This window comes from Psychrobacillus psychrodurans (assembly GCF_050209195.1).
Lineage (GTDB): Bacteria > Bacillota > Bacilli > Bacillales_A > Planococcaceae > Psychrobacillus > Psychrobacillus psychrodurans.
Genome location: NZ_CP189791.1, coordinates 640,523 through 653,410, shown reverse-complemented (window position 1 = coordinate 653,410; position 12,888 = coordinate 640,523). Strand labels below are relative to the sequence as shown.

The window sequence follows — 12,888 nt, the reverse complement described above, 5'->3', positions numbered from 1 at the left end:
TGTTTCAATTTAAAATATCTATTTTTTTCTTATAGTTTGATGAAAAGACATCTAAGAAAGTATATTATCATTTTTCTAGCATTTTCTTATTCCTGTCTACTACTCGTTGCATGTAGAAGAGGTACAAGTCCATTTCATCTGGTGTGACGGATTGGTTGATAACAACACTCGATAATTGTTGGAGCATCTGCTGGATACGAATGACGATATCCTCTACTTTGAACGATGTACCAAGCAGCTCATTCATCGATGCCATTACTCCTGGTTTAATATCGGGATATGTAAACTTTGTGTTTTCTCCTTGTAAGCCGATTTCGTAAAATTTACGAATTAGTTCTGCTCGTTCACTTCCACTACCTTCAATACATAGATACACTTGCACTGCGATTCCCTGACGAAGTCTACGCTGAGAAATTCCAGCAAACTTTTTACCATTTATACTTAAATCATATGAACCTGGACAATACGATCCAATAATCTCATAAGCTTCTATTTTCCCACCTGCCTCGGGGAATAAAAGCTCTACAAATGCAAGCATCACTTCATAGCCAGTAGGTATATCAATTGCCTGCTTTGCTTCAGGCAAAATAATAGATACATTAAGTACACCTTCATCTAAGACAACAGCTAGTCCTCCCGAATTACGAACGATTGGGGAATATCCCTGTGTGCGAAGAAAATCCTGTGCATCTTCAACGAACGGTAGTCGGTGATCTTGTATACCCAACACAACAGTTTGGGAATGGACCCACGTACGAACGGTTGCAGGTGACTGCCCTTGTCCTACTAGATGACAAAGCAAATCATCCGATGCGAACGATTCGAGTGCTGATCTACTTTTACCACTAAGTGATTGATCCCAAAATCGCCACTTTTCTTGTTGCAATAAATCTTCTATTTCTGACATGTAACTTCTCCTCAAATAAGTGCTTGTGCAGCCGTAATATAAGCTAGTTTATATACATCATCTGTAGAACATCCTCGTGATAAATCATTTACTGGTACATTCAATCCCTGTAAAATAGGACCAATTGCTTCAAATCCACCTAAACGCTGTGCAATTTTATAACCAATATTCCCTGCCTCTAATGAAGGAAATACAAATATCGTTGCATCCCCTTTTACTGCTGCATCTGGAGCTTTTTTTGCTGCTATTGCTGGAACAATACTCGCATCGAATTGTAGCTCTCCCTCTATTATAATACCTGGATCCATCTGTTTTGCTAATTCAGTAGCTCTCACTACCTTTTCTGTTTCCACCGATTGGGCAGAGCCTTTTGTAGAAAAAGATAACATTGCGACTTTTGGTTTTATTCCAAAGGCTGCAGCTGTTTTAGCACTTTCAACTGCTATTTCCGCTAAGTCTTCACTCGTTGGTGCAATAGTAATTGCACAATCAGCGAATACATATCGAACATCATCTTTCACCATGATGAACGCTCCACTTGTTTTCGAGATTCCTGGCTTTGTTTTAATAATTTGTAATGCAGGGCGTACTGTTTCAGCAGTTGTATGTGCTGCTCCACTAACCAATCCATTTGCTTGCTCCATATAAACTAACATTGTTCCAAAATAATTGACGTCTTGTAAAATTTCACGCGCTTGTTCTTCTGTTACTTTACCTTTACGGCGTTCTACGAATGCAGAGACAAGCTTGTCCATTCCTTCATAATTTTGGGGATTAATAACGGTTAGAACAGAAGGGATCTCTTCTTTATTTCCAATAATAATGGGATGAATGATACCTTCTTCCTGCAATTTCAGAGCTGCCGTAATAATTCGCTCATCATTTCCCTCAGGTAATATAATAGATAAATTGGCATCCCTTAATTTTTCTTTTATTTCTTGAAAAAAATCCGCCATTTTTTCTCCTCCTACGCTCATTTTTGTTACTTCAAGCATACACGAGTTTGTCACAGATTGTCATGTCAAAGCCGTGTCATTAGAAGAAAAGTTCGAATGTATATGATACACTGAATATGCGATTATTGTTTAACTTAAAGGAGTGTCATAAATAATGAATGAAGCAGCAATTACATTAGATGGTTGGTACGTATTACATGATTTCCGCCAAATGGACTGGGCATCTTGGAAACAAGTAGATCCTGAACTACGCAAACAAGCTACAGAAGAGTTCGTAGCATTTTTGGATGAAATGCAACTTGCTGATGATGCAAAAACGGGAGCTCATGCTTTTTACACAATTGTTGGGCAAAAAGCAGATTTTATGTTAATGACATTACGTCCAACAATGGATGAACTTCAAGAATTAGAAGCAAGATTTAACAAATTAACAATAGCTGACTTCACAATTCCTGCTTATTCATACGTTTCAGTAGTAGAATTGTCTAATTACCTAGCAGGTGAATCTAACGAAGATCCATATCAAAATCCACATGTACGCGCACGTTTATACCCAGAGCTTCAACGTTCTCAATATATTTGCTTCTATCCAATGGACAAGCGCCGTGATGGAGATGACAACTGGTATATGCTTCCAATGCAAGAGCGTAAAGATTTAATGCGAAGCCATGGTTTAATCGGTCGCAGCTACGCAGGAAAAGTGAAACAAATAATTTCTGGTTCAGTTGGCTTTGACGATTTTGAATGGGGCGTAACACTATTCTCAGACGATGTTCTTCAATTTAAAAAGTTAATATACGAAATGCGTTTTGATGAAGTAAGTGCTCGTTATGCAGAATTCGGGTCATTCTTCACAGGTACTATTCTTGCCGGTGAAAAGCGCTCTACATTCTTTAATACTTAATAGGAAAAGGCTGCAGCTATGCAGCCTTTTTTTTAGATTAAAAAGTATATAAAGATGTCCTGTGAATACTGGATTCTTGGGGCTTGCGACTGAAGCCGTCCGCAAGGAAAGCGTCCGCTCTTCGCTACAACCAACGGAAAAACTAGGTTTCTGTTGAGAGAGGACTGGGCTTCTTTTTTTATTTTCTTCACAATCTACTTCCAATATCCCCCTATTCGCAAGTAAACGTTGAGTCAGAGCAAGTAAATACGACATAAGGACAAGTAAACCTCAGTAAAGAGCAAGTAATTCAAGCACTAGAGCAAGTAAAAAGGTATTGAAAGCAAGTAAGAAGGCTTTTGACATATACTCAAACGAAGTAAACACCTTTTATCGGAATATAGTTGCGTTTGTTGCCCTCTAAGTCTTGTGTAATCCCCTATTTGTTTCAAAATCCATAAAACGGAAAAACGTTCGCTATTTTCAGACAATCTTTGTTCATCATTTTCTAGCTGGATGCATAGTGTATGGGTAGGAGGTGATGCAATGGCAGTCGTCAAATCCAACACGAAACAAATGGAATTACTTGCACGGCTGATGCGAGCAGAAGCGGAAGGTGAAGGCGAGCTCGGCATGCTTATGGTTGGAAACGTAGGAGTAAATAGAGTTCGTGCTGCCTGCCTAGATTTCAAAAATATACGTACGCTAGAGGAAATGGTTTTTCAAAGCCCCGGAGGATTTGAGGCAACACAGAAATCGTACTTCTATCAACGTGCACGTGAGCAAGATAAAAGGCTTGCCCAAAGAGTTATTAATGGTGAACGTTTTCATCCTGCAACCCGTTCTTTGTGGTTTTTTGAACCACCTGGTGAATGCCCAGCGCAGTGGTATAACCAATGGAATTCTGGTCGTTTCAAATCGCATTGCTTTTACTCTCCTTCTACCGCAGATTGTCCTGAAATTTAATTCAGAAAGGATGTATGAATGGTTCAATATTATTGGCACCCTGGAGGTTTTCCCCAACAGCAACAACAGATGCAACAACCGATGACCCCACCTAGCGTACAATTACCTGCAGCTACTAGACAACAGGAAGAATCTTATATTGAAAATATTTTAAGAGCGAACAGAGGCAAGTTAGGTACATTCTATTTTACGTTCGAGAACAACCGAGAAAGAAATAATTTAGTAATTACCGGCTATGTGGAAGCAGCTGGTCGAGATCACGTCATTATTAGTGATCCAAATGGTAAACGATACTTAATGCTTATGATTTACTTAGACTATGTAACATTTGATGAAGAGATTAATTATTTCACATGATGCCTAGAGCTTATTCGTATTTGCGAATAAGCTTTTTTAATGATTGAGTGCTCCACAATTCTAGATAAAACTCGCACCACCTAAGCTTTTTCTCAAAATAAAAAAGCCGAACCCACGTGAGATTCGACTTTCCAACTAGTTTGCGTATTTCACTGCAGCTACTATGAGCATAATCCATCCTGCTAAAAATGCTACTCCACCGATTGGCGTTATTGCACCTAAAATACTAATTCCCGTTAAACTCAAAACATATAAGCTACCAGAGAAAATAACGATTCCTGCAAGTATTAAATACCCTGCAGTATTCAAGGTAGAGAGTGGGCCAAGCACTTTACTGCTCATCAATATACCTATAGCTATTAAAGCTAACGAATGGAACATCTGATACTGAACTGCTGTATCCCATGTCGCCAAATATTTGTCGGCCACCTTGCCTTCTAATAGATGAGCTCCAAATGCTCCAAGAGCAACAGATAAAAATCCATTAATAGCACCTGCTATAATAAAAAATTGCACAAATTTCTCCTTCTTTCTCTTAGAAATCGAATAGGGAATCCCCATTTGCATCTTCTTCTTTTAAAGCGACTGGTTGTGTTGGTAGAATAGCTGAAGACGTCTGTACACTTCTAGTAATAGGAGCTGGTGACGGAATTTGACCTTCTAAACCAGCATCACATAGCGCCTTGATTGCCACAAGCGATTCTCTGACAGATTGTTCAGTTCCATTATTTTTTGCGTACTTTAGATGTTTATCTATTTGCATTAAAAGTTGCTCATTAGAAATCATCGTCTATGACCCTCCACTTGCTTTGGTTCAAATTTCAAGCATTCCATACCCGAAGAACGCTTAACTACTACAGAGGGAAGTTCCTTTGTTTTAAATCCATATGCTTTACATCCACGGGGATTTCGCGCATCCCATGTCGTAAAAAAGTGTCGACATTTGAAACAATTTACAGGCAATGTCCTCCCCCACTTTCCACTGACTATCGTAGCATATTTATAGGCAAAAATCGATGGGTTGCTCACCCCATGCTGCTAATTGGGTATTAATCCTGGAATATGGCTTACTCCCAAAAAATCCTCGATGCGCACTTAGCGGGCTAGGATGTGGTGCTGTTATAATCATATGTTTTTCGGTATCTATTAGTTTTATTTTGGACTGTGCTGGCTTGCCCCATAAAACGAAAATAATAGGTTTTTGACGATCAGAAAGCTTTTGAATGACAGCATCTGTATACGTTTCCCAACCCATACCTTTATGTGAATTCGCTGCTCCAGTTCGAACAGTTAACACTGTGTTTAATAGCAGAACACCTTGCTTCGCCCACTTCTCTAAATATCCATTAGTTGGAAAAGGGCAGCCTAAATCATCCTCTAGTTCCTTCAGCATATTCCTTAAGCTCGGCGGTATGCGTACACCTGGCTTCACCGAAAAACTCATTCCATGGGCTTGGCCATTCCCATGGTACGGATCTTGACCCAAAATCACTACCTTGACATTATCGTAGGCTGTAATCCTAAATGCACTGCCAATTTCGTTACGTGCAGGAAAAATTGTTTGAGTAGCATATTCCTTATCTAAAAATAACTGTAGCTTTTTAAAATAAGGCTTCTCCTGTTCCTCTCTTAACACATCTTTCCAACTAGGCATGTCCATGTCACTCCTTAAAATCCACTTCTACTTCATAATCCACTAACTGGAACATTTCTTTCACCGACTTAGCAGAATTTTCTTGTGCTAATTGTAAAATCCCCTGTCCAGTTGTTTCTTCAATCATCATCTCTTTTGCAGTCTCTGCAAGTTCATATGCTTCCTCGATATCCGCTTTTTCGCGGAATAACCCTTCATATGAGAATACTTCAACCTGGTCAAATAAAATCTCTGGTCCTCCTAAAAATTCTGGATGTGGCAATGTTAACTTGGCCGTCTTATTCTCATCATTTACTACTATATCTGATTCGGTTACCTGTGAAAAATCGACACCAGCTTTGACAGATCCTGGTACAACAACAAGGAGCTGTCTTTTCGTTCCAGGTAAATCAATCCCAATCTCTTTTCCAAATACTGCATTATCTTGTCTTTCAATAATTACTTTTGTATATGCCTGTGCTGTAGACAACTCATTCAAAGCTTGTACTTGTTCGACGAATGATCCTTTACTTTCGGTGAACGTACTTCCTTTAATAGCCCAAAAGGCTGCAAATGGAAGTGCCGCTAATAATAAGAGAATGAGAAGCCCAATGAGTAGAAAGGACTTCGAGCCAAATTTATATAAAACACGGGGCATCTTCCAAAAGTTAATACCTTTACGGGAAGGACTTTCCGCAATAGTTGCAGCTGTCTCATCTTGCGCTTTTAACTCCTTCAAAAGCTTTTCCATTTCACGAATCTTGTCCTCTTTTCGCATATCATCCCTCTTTTCCTCTGTTTCTATTACGTTTACAATAGCGAAAAGTTTCGCTATTAACAACTAATCTACCATGATACGATGAATAAAAGGAGATTTTTCATATGGCACATTTTCACTATCGAGAGAAGTTAAAACAAATTGAAAAAGCAGCAAGTAAGAATATGTTGTCAGAAGGCGCTAAAAACATTGGAATGGGATGTTTTGTTTTTGTATTCATCTTACTAATCGCATTTCTTATGTTTTTATCCGTTTCATTATGGATAAATGATATTATTGTCGGTTCTCTTTTAACGGGTATTGTAGTTCTCATCTGTCTATTTGTTTTATATAAACTTTGGACAGCTACCAAGATTCCATAATGTAAATATCCGACAAAATCTGATACAATAAAATAATTATAAGCAGTATAGAAAAAGGAGAAAAGTCCAATGTCTATCAAAAAAACACTTACAATAGCTGGTTCCGATACTTCTGGTGGAGCTGGAATTCAAGCAGATTTAAAAACTTTCCAAGAACACGGTACATACGGCATGAACGTTTTAACAGTTGTTGCTACTATGGATCCCGATAACGGTTGGAGCCACGGAGTATTTTCATTGCCAGTAGACGAGATTAAACGCCAAGCAAAAACCGCATTGTCTACAAACGTTGATGCTATTAAAACTGGAATGTTAAGTACAGAAGATATTATAGAAACTGCAGGGAACATTATAGAAGAAGCAGGAGTTCAAAGTGTAGTTATTGACCCTGTAATGGTATGTAAAGGCGAGGATGAAGTACTAAACCCTGGAACAGTGGATGCAATGATTACGTTCTTACTTCCACGTGCATTAGTAGTTACTCCTAACCTATTTGAAGCTGGACAACTTTCCGGAATTGGAGCTTTGAAAACAATCGAGGATATGAAAGCAGCTGCCGAAAAAATTCACGCACTTGGTGCTAAAAATGTAGTCATCAAAGGAGGAAAACAGTTAAAACATGAAAAAGCTGTTGATTTATTCTTCGATGGTCAAACCCATACACTTTTAGAAACAGAAAAAACTGAGACTACTTATAATCACGGTGCTGGTTGTACGTTTGCCGCAGCAATAACTGCAAACTTAGCTAATGGCTTATCTGTTGCCGATTCAGTTTTTGAAGCGAAGGAATTTGTTTCGGCAGCCATCGCTCATGGTTGGAAGTTGAATCAATACGTTGGACCAGTCCTACATGGTGCTAAAGGTAAATTTGGTGCACCAGAAGTAACTACCACAACTGTTTAATAAGCTCTTATTAACTCGTAAGGTCATCTATGACTTACGAGTTTTTTTATGTTAAATTCAATCATTCGCTTCATATAGTTTTTTTCATTATACTAATAGCAGACAGTATGTTAGGAGGCAATACAAATGGAACTTGTTCAAGTAGATCGCTTGCAAGAGCTTTTAAATAACTTTGCAAACGAAGATGTATATATACATTTAGAAACGACTAATGGTGCATATGCTGCCCATTTTAACGAGAATGTTTTTAATGCAGGGGCATTTATTCGAAATGTAATGATTCGTTATGAACTTGGGAAAATAGCTGGAGAAGCACCACATCGTATAGGTTTGAAGCTACCTCATGGTTGGGTTTATGCGCAAGGAATTACCCATTTCGATCTAGATGAACACGGTCGGTTACTGATGGCCGGTCATGACCAAAGTGGAAAATTAGCGGTTGCACTACAAATTAGTAAAACACCATTTACTTATTAAGGAGGACAAATAAATGACATTACCAATGGAACGACATGTACTAGTTGTATTCCCTCACCCAGATGATGAAGCATTTGGAGTATCAGGTACAATTGCTACTTATATTAATCAAGGAATTCCGGTTACATACGCTTGCTTAACACTAGGAGAAATGGGAAGAAATTTAGGAAACCCTCCGTTTGCCACACGTGAAACATTGCCTCAGATACGTAAAGAAGAATTACTTGCATCAGCTAAGGCAATGGGTTTGACAGACCTTCGTATGATGGGATTACGTGATAAAACGATAGAGTTTGAAGACGATGAAAAAATGGTTGAGATGATGCAAAATCTAATATCTGATACGAACCCTTCACTTATTATTACATTTTATCCTAATTATGCAGTACATCCCGATCATGATGCGACCGGACGTGCAATGATTCGTGCGGTACGACGTATGCCAGAAGAGCAACGACCGACGATTTATGCACTAGCATTCTCTAATGATTCTAAGGAAGTTCTAGGAGAACCAGATATTGTTCATAATATAAAAGAAGCAGCAGTCCAAAAAATGGGCTCTATGCGTGCCCATATTTCACAAACTGCATGGATGTTAGAGGAAATGGATAAACGTCTAGCAGATGGGGAAACTGAAGCAGAGAACTGGCTAAACTTTGAACGTTTTTACACCTATGATTTCTCCAAAGATTTCGAATAAAAAAACTTTTCGATAACTATAGACTTCTCTCTGTATTTGAATTATTATTTGTAAGCGTCATCATTACACTACATGAATAAATATTCAAATATAGAAAGTTGGTCTGTTTCATGAAAAAGTTTTCCTTATCCACATGGCTATTGTTCTTACTCCCGTCTATAGCGGGTGTTATACTTTTTATGATTCCTCTACCATTTGATGGTGGATTTAAAATACCGATAGCTTGGCTTGCGAGCATTCTTTCAACAGTACTTGAGCCTGTTGTACAATGGCTCGCTTTGATAACTCTTTTAATCGCTGCAGTTGGTTCGACAATTTTTCTATTCAAGCCTAAAGAAGAAACCTTTATCAATAACTTGTTTAAAGTAACTCCTTTTTGGACAGTAACACGGATTGTTGGTGCAGTGTTTTCCATCTTAATCATTTGGGAGATTGGACCTGAAGCAATTTGGAGTGAAAATACAGGTGGAATGTTATTAAGTCCGACTGGTTTAGTGTCCTTCTTATTTACCATTTTCTTATTCGCCGGATTGTTGCTACCTCTTCTTTTAAACTTCGGATTACTGGAGTTCTTTGGTACGATGATGGTGAAAATTATGCGTCCGTTATTTAAGTTACCTGGTCGTTCCGCAGTTGACGCCCTTACGTCGTGGGTTGGAGATGGTACAATCGGTGTATTGCTTACGAGTAGACAGTATGAAGAAGGCTATTACACGAAGAAAGAAGCAGCAATTATTGGTTCTACCTTCTCTGTAGTTTCAATTACATTCTGTATTGTTGTATTAGAAGAAGTAGGTTTAGCTAAATACTTCATTCCGTATTATTTAACTGTTTTACTTTGTGGTATAGTACTTGCGTTTATCATGCCAAGAATTTACCCACTTGCTGGAAAAGAGGACGTACATATTGATGGACGTCCACTTGACTTAGAAGCAGAAAAGTTCCCTGAAAATTATAATGCTGTTACACATGGTTTAGAAAATGCATTAAATACAGCCAATAAAAACCGCTCGATTAGTAAGTTTTTACTTGATGGTATAAAAAACGTGGTGGATATGTATATCGGGGTTGCACCTGTAGTGCTTGCATTCGGTACAATTGCATTAATGCTTGCAGAATATACTTCGGTATTTGCTATTTTAGGCAAACCATTTGAACCTTTGCTTATGCTTTTCGGAATTCCAGAAGCAGCAGCAGCAGCGCAAACTATGGTTGTTGGTTTTGCAGATATGTTCCTACCATCAATACTTGGTGCGTCTATTGAATCGGAAATGACTCGTTTCTTTATCGCTACAATGTCCGTAACACAATTGATCTATATGTCAGAGGTAGGCGGATTGTTATTAGGCTCGAAAATTCCGGTTAATATTAAAGATTTAATCGTTATTTTCTTATTACGTACGCTTATTGCATTCCCAATCATTGCTGTAGTAGCACATATATTGTTTTAAATAAAAACAGCGAACCTTATAGAAGGTCCGCTGTTTTTTTTGTTGCTAGTTTAGTTAACATATCCTTTGTCATTGCATCTAAATCGTATTTAAACGAAAAGCCCCACTCTTCCTTCGCAGCTGTTGCATCAATCGAATCTGGCCAGCTGTTTGCTATTGCTTGACGAACTGGATCCACCTCATAGTTCATGGCGAATGTAGGTATTTCTTTTCTTATTGATGCTGCAATTCCCTCAGGTTCGAAGCTCATCGCTGTTACATTGAACGCATTACGGTGTATTAGTTTGCTTCCGTCTGCTTCCATTAAGTCTACAATCGCCTGTAATGCATCAGGCATATACATCATATCCATATATGTTCCAGCTGCAATATATGATGTATATACTCCATCTTGTATTGCTTTATAGTAAATATCCACTGCATAATCGGTTGTTCCGCCACCCGGTAAAGTTTCATTGGAAATTAGCCCTGGGAAACGTACTCCACGTGTATCTAAACCAAACTTGTTAAAATAGTAATCACATAGTAGTTCACCAGATACTTTGTTCACACCATACATGGTTGTTGGACGCTGTAATGTATCCTGTGGAGTATCCTTCTTAGGTGTAGATGGACCAAATGCTCCTATAGAGCTTGGAGTAAAGAACTGTAAGCCTAGCTCTCTAGAGGCTTCTAATGCATTCACTAACCCACCCATGTTCAAATTCCAGGCAAGTAAAGGTTTTGCCTCCGCTGTTGCTGATAATAGAGCTGCCATATGAATCATCGTATCAGCTTTAAAATCCTTTGCGAGCTGATGCATTTTTTCTCCGTCAGTCACATCCAAAATTTCAAATGGACCACTTTCCGATACAGGAGAAGCTATATGTCTAATATCTGTTGCTAATACATTTTCCGAGCCATATTCTTTTCGCAATTTGGTTATTAACTCTGAACCAATTTGACCTAAAGCACCAGTAACCATAATTTTTTTCATAAAAATTCTCCCTTTCAAAAACAATTGTATTTTTGAGAAGTACATTATTATCCTTCAAACCATTGATATGACTAGTCTTTCACGAGAATCATTATACAATGTTCATTCACTAAATACAATACCTTAGTTTAAGGAGTTTTGTTATAATAAAATAAAGGAGAATGATATGAGACTATTACCACTTATATACATATTTATTTTTGGAGTTGTACTAACTGTAGCTTTGCTATTTTTAAACCTACCATTTTGGTTAATTTATGTAGTAATTATAGTTGTATACGTTGTATTACTTGTTTTACCTCAAATGTATACGATTTATAAATCTAACAATTTGAAAAAGATTGAGCGCTTTTTGGAGAAAAATAAACAAAAACCTATATTTGCATACCCACTTGCGGTAAAGAACGGCGATCGTGAAGAAATAATCTCTTCCATTCAACTTATTTTATCGAAGTACAAACAACCTTATATGCAAGAGGTATATAAAACAAATTTAGCTTTATTTGAAAATAATGTATCACTGTTTGAACAACGCGCTAACCAAATAAGTAAAGAACCACTTCATACATACTACATTGCATATTCCGAAGCTCGGAAAGGGAATTTTGAAGAAGCTCATTCTTTAAAGGGGAAGTTGCCTGTTGGTTGGATGCCCTATGCAATAGATGCAATTATCGCTCTGGAAAAAGGAGATTTGAGCGGTTTTCGTATAGCCACTGAGCAGTGTATTCATTTGGCTAGTGGAGTTCAGAAGTTTAATCTTTTTTATTCGTTTGAATGGATGGAAAAAGAGTATGCAAACTAAACAAAAAAACGCTGAAAACTATCAGCGTTTTTTTCCACTATTTTTTTCTATAATTAAGTTCTTCGGTGTGCTACCGACTATATGGAAAAAGTACAATTCTTCATAAGCACAGTATATCTCCAATATAAACAGGAGCTTCCCTATTATTTAAATAAGAAATTATATGTACTCTCATAGCTTTTTGGAAAAAATTATATTCCATTAATTTTTGTATAGGTATCCATTCTATTCTTACTTGTCCTCGGTCAGGCATTTCACCGTTTTCAAATTGATTCCGATTCAAATCTACGCTACATGAAAATATAAGTTCTATTTGATGATAATGACTATGTTTTGCAGACAATTCATGGTTTTTTCCAATATATTCACGCACAAATTATAGTTCACCAATTGTAATCTTTGCACCCACCTCTTCCATACACTCCCTCTCAAGAGTTTGATGAAGATTCTCACCTGGTTTTTGACCCCCACCTGGCAAAATATAATATGTTTTGTCGTTTTCATGTAATTTAATAGTCAACAATTTATCGTCTCTGATTATAACAGCTTTTGATGAGTTTCTCATAAACATCTTTCTATCCCTTTTTACTAACCTATACTAATCATTCTACTTTCATCATCTTTAAACCTCTTTCCTTAAGAAAAACAAGGATATGATATGCACGGTCCTTTTTGGTCAAAACCTGTTCCCCCACAGTGAATAATTCATAGAAGGCTAAGAGCACAACCTTTTG

The 12,888-nt window shown here is 37.7% G+C and carries 19 protein-coding genes; 9 read left to right on the top strand and 10 right to left on the bottom strand.

Annotated features, from left to right (window positions below):
* Window positions 1–67 precede the first annotated feature (67 nt).
* The gene (locus ACQCPR_RS03235; protein WP_427138161.1) at window positions 68–907 is read right to left on the bottom strand and encodes a lipoate--protein ligase family protein; all 840 of its coding nucleotides are present in this window, start codon (window positions 905–907) and stop codon (window positions 68–70) included.
* An 11-nt stretch (window positions 908–918) separates the two neighbouring features.
* Window positions 919–1,863, bottom strand: coding sequence for a phosphate acetyltransferase (pta, locus tag ACQCPR_RS03230; protein ID WP_427138160.1), 945 nt, complete (start codon window positions 1,861–1,863; stop codon window positions 919–921).
* A gap of 154 nt (window positions 1,864–2,017) precedes the next feature.
* Between pta and hemQ the strand changes: the two genes are divergently transcribed.
* From hemQ to gerQ, 3 genes are all read left to right on the top strand, one after another.
* The gene (gene hemQ / locus ACQCPR_RS03225; RefSeq protein WP_427138159.1) at window positions 2,018–2,767 is read left to right on the top strand and encodes a hydrogen peroxide-dependent heme synthase; all 750 of its coding nucleotides are present in this window, start codon (window positions 2,018–2,020) and stop codon (window positions 2,765–2,767) included.
* A gap of 525 nt (window positions 2,768–3,292) precedes the next feature.
* Complete coding sequence (locus tag ACQCPR_RS03220; protein ID WP_090564552.1) at window positions 3,293–3,712, top strand: cell wall hydrolase; 420 nt, start codon at window positions 3,293–3,295, stop codon at window positions 3,710–3,712.
* An 18-nt stretch (window positions 3,713–3,730) separates the two neighbouring features.
* Window positions 3,731–4,069 (top strand): spore coat protein GerQ, encoded by a 339-nt coding sequence (gene gerQ, locus ACQCPR_RS03215; RefSeq protein ID WP_090564554.1) that lies wholly within the window; start codon window positions 3,731–3,733, stop codon window positions 4,067–4,069.
* A gap of 135 nt (window positions 4,070–4,204) precedes the next feature.
* On the opposite strand, the gene ACQCPR_RS03210 is transcribed toward gerQ, so the two are convergent.
* Genes ACQCPR_RS03210 through ACQCPR_RS03190 form a run of 5 tightly spaced genes read right to left on the bottom strand, consistent with a single transcriptional unit; the run spans window position 4,205 to window position 6,480 of the window.
* Window positions 4,205–4,585 (bottom strand): DUF423 domain-containing protein, encoded by a 381-nt coding sequence (locus ACQCPR_RS03210; protein ID WP_090564556.1) that lies wholly within the window; start codon window positions 4,583–4,585, stop codon window positions 4,205–4,207.
* A gap of 19 nt (window positions 4,586–4,604) precedes the next feature.
* On the bottom strand, window positions 4,605–4,856 hold the full coding sequence (locus ACQCPR_RS03205) for a YwdI family protein (RefSeq protein ID WP_269920779.1): 252 nt from the start codon (window positions 4,854–4,856) through the stop codon (window positions 4,605–4,607).
* On the bottom strand, window positions 4,853–5,032 hold the full coding sequence (locus tag ACQCPR_RS03200; RefSeq protein ID WP_090564560.1) for a uracil-DNA glycosylase: 180 nt from the start codon (window positions 5,030–5,032) through the stop codon (window positions 4,853–4,855). Before ACQCPR_RS03200 ends, ACQCPR_RS03205 begins: the two co-directional genes overlap by 4 nt.
* 37 nt (window positions 5,033–5,069) lie before the next feature.
* Window positions 5,070–5,723 (bottom strand): uracil-DNA glycosylase, encoded by a 654-nt coding sequence (locus tag ACQCPR_RS03195; protein WP_427138158.1) that lies wholly within the window; start codon window positions 5,721–5,723, stop codon window positions 5,070–5,072.
* Between the two features lie 7 nt (window positions 5,724–5,730).
* Window positions 5,731–6,480: a DUF4230 domain-containing protein gene (locus tag ACQCPR_RS03190; protein WP_427138898.1), complete on the bottom strand. Its 750-nt coding sequence runs from the start codon at window positions 6,478–6,480 to the stop codon at window positions 5,731–5,733.
* A 104-nt stretch (window positions 6,481–6,584) separates the two neighbouring features.
* Between ACQCPR_RS03190 and ACQCPR_RS03185 the strand changes: the two genes are divergently transcribed.
* The 5 genes from ACQCPR_RS03185 to ACQCPR_RS03165 all read left to right on the top strand — a co-directional run bounded on the left by ACQCPR_RS03185 (window position 6,585) and on the right by ACQCPR_RS03165 (window position 10,373).
* Window positions 6,585–6,842, top strand: coding sequence for a hypothetical protein (locus ACQCPR_RS03185; protein ID WP_427138157.1), 258 nt, complete (start codon window positions 6,585–6,587; stop codon window positions 6,840–6,842).
* A 69-nt stretch (window positions 6,843–6,911) separates the two neighbouring features.
* Window positions 6,912–7,745, top strand: a complete 834-nt coding sequence (gene thiD, locus ACQCPR_RS03180; RefSeq protein WP_090564568.1) for a bifunctional hydroxymethylpyrimidine kinase/phosphomethylpyrimidine kinase — start codon at window positions 6,912–6,914, stop codon at window positions 7,743–7,745.
* A gap of 126 nt (window positions 7,746–7,871) precedes the next feature.
* Entirely contained in the window at window positions 7,872–8,222 is a 351-nt protein-coding gene (locus ACQCPR_RS03175; protein WP_427138156.1) for a YojF family protein, read from the top strand.
* Window positions 8,223–8,235: 13 nt separating this feature from the next.
* On the top strand, window positions 8,236–8,922 hold the full coding sequence (gene bshB2 / locus ACQCPR_RS03170; RefSeq protein WP_090564572.1) for a bacillithiol biosynthesis deacetylase BshB2: 687 nt from the start codon (window positions 8,236–8,238) through the stop codon (window positions 8,920–8,922).
* 110 nt (window positions 8,923–9,032) lie between these two features.
* Entirely contained in the window at window positions 9,033–10,373 is a 1,341-nt protein-coding gene (locus ACQCPR_RS03165; RefSeq protein WP_427138155.1) for a YjiH family protein, read from the top strand.
* Window positions 10,374–10,389: 16 nt separating this feature from the next.
* Here ACQCPR_RS03165 and ACQCPR_RS03160 read toward each other — a convergent pair whose 3' ends face one another.
* Window positions 10,390–11,349, bottom strand: a complete 960-nt coding sequence (locus tag ACQCPR_RS03160) for an L-threonine 3-dehydrogenase (RefSeq protein WP_090564575.1) — start codon at window positions 11,347–11,349, stop codon at window positions 10,390–10,392.
* Window positions 11,350–11,515: 166 nt separating this feature from the next.
* On the opposite strand from ACQCPR_RS03160, the gene ACQCPR_RS03155 reads away from it, so the two are divergent.
* Window positions 11,516–12,154: a hypothetical protein gene (locus ACQCPR_RS03155; protein ID WP_427138154.1), complete on the top strand. Its 639-nt coding sequence runs from the start codon at window positions 11,516–11,518 to the stop codon at window positions 12,152–12,154.
* Between the two features lie 100 nt (window positions 12,155–12,254).
* Here the strand turns inward: ACQCPR_RS03155 and ACQCPR_RS03150 are convergent, their stop codons facing one another.
* Window positions 12,255–12,527, bottom strand: a complete 273-nt coding sequence (locus ACQCPR_RS03150; protein WP_427138153.1) for a hypothetical protein — start codon at window positions 12,525–12,527, stop codon at window positions 12,255–12,257.
* Window positions 12,528–12,530: 3 nt separating this feature from the next.
* Window positions 12,531–12,719 (bottom strand): NUDIX domain-containing protein, encoded by a 189-nt coding sequence (locus ACQCPR_RS03145; RefSeq protein WP_427138152.1) that lies wholly within the window; start codon window positions 12,717–12,719, stop codon window positions 12,531–12,533.
* Window positions 12,720–12,888 lie beyond the last annotated feature (169 nt).

What these genes read in the sequence shown, in the direction of transcription:
- ACQCPR_RS03235 (WP_427138161.1), bottom strand. Translation starts at nt 907, where the DNA reads ATGTCAGAAATAGAAGATTTATTGCAACAAGAAAAGTGGCGATTTTGG.
- pta (WP_427138160.1), bottom strand. Translation starts at nt 1,863, where the DNA reads ATGGCGGATTTTTTTCAAGAAATAAAAGAAAAATTAAGGGATGCCAAT.
- hemQ (WP_427138159.1), top strand. Translation starts at nt 2,018, where the DNA reads ATGAATGAAGCAGCAATTACATTAGATGGTTGGTACGTATTACATGAT.
- ACQCPR_RS03220 (WP_090564552.1), top strand. Translation starts at nt 3,293, where the DNA reads ATGGCAGTCGTCAAATCCAACACGAAACAAATGGAATTACTTGCACGG.
- gerQ (WP_090564554.1), top strand. Translation starts at nt 3,731, where the DNA reads ATGGTTCAATATTATTGGCACCCTGGAGGTTTTCCCCAACAGCAACAA.
- ACQCPR_RS03205 (WP_269920779.1), bottom strand. Translation starts at nt 4,856, where the DNA reads ATGATTTCTAATGAGCAACTTTTAATGCAAATAGATAAACATCTAAAG.
- ACQCPR_RS03195 (WP_427138158.1), bottom strand. Translation starts at nt 5,723, where the DNA reads ATGCCTAGTTGGAAAGATGTGTTAAGAGAGGAACAGGAGAAGCCTTAT.
- ACQCPR_RS03190 (WP_427138898.1), bottom strand. Translation starts at nt 6,480, where the DNA reads ATGCGAAAAGAGGACAAGATTCGTGAAATGGAAAAGCTTTTGAAGGAG.
- ACQCPR_RS03185 (WP_427138157.1), top strand. Translation starts at nt 6,585, where the DNA reads ATGGCACATTTTCACTATCGAGAGAAGTTAAAACAAATTGAAAAAGCA.
- thiD (WP_090564568.1), top strand. Translation starts at nt 6,912, where the DNA reads ATGTCTATCAAAAAAACACTTACAATAGCTGGTTCCGATACTTCTGGT.
- ACQCPR_RS03175 (WP_427138156.1), top strand. Translation starts at nt 7,872, where the DNA reads ATGGAACTTGTTCAAGTAGATCGCTTGCAAGAGCTTTTAAATAACTTT.
- bshB2 (WP_090564572.1), top strand. Translation starts at nt 8,236, where the DNA reads ATGACATTACCAATGGAACGACATGTACTAGTTGTATTCCCTCACCCA.
- ACQCPR_RS03165 (WP_427138155.1), top strand. Translation starts at nt 9,033, where the DNA reads ATGAAAAAGTTTTCCTTATCCACATGGCTATTGTTCTTACTCCCGTCT.
- ACQCPR_RS03160 (WP_090564575.1), bottom strand. Translation starts at nt 11,349, where the DNA reads ATGAAAAAAATTATGGTTACTGGTGCTTTAGGTCAAATTGGTTCAGAG.
- ACQCPR_RS03155 (WP_427138154.1), top strand. Translation starts at nt 11,516, where the DNA reads ATGAGACTATTACCACTTATATACATATTTATTTTTGGAGTTGTACTA.
- ACQCPR_RS03145 (WP_427138152.1), bottom strand. Translation starts at nt 12,719, where the DNA reads ATGAGAAACTCATCAAAAGCTGTTATAATCAGAGACGATAAATTGTTG.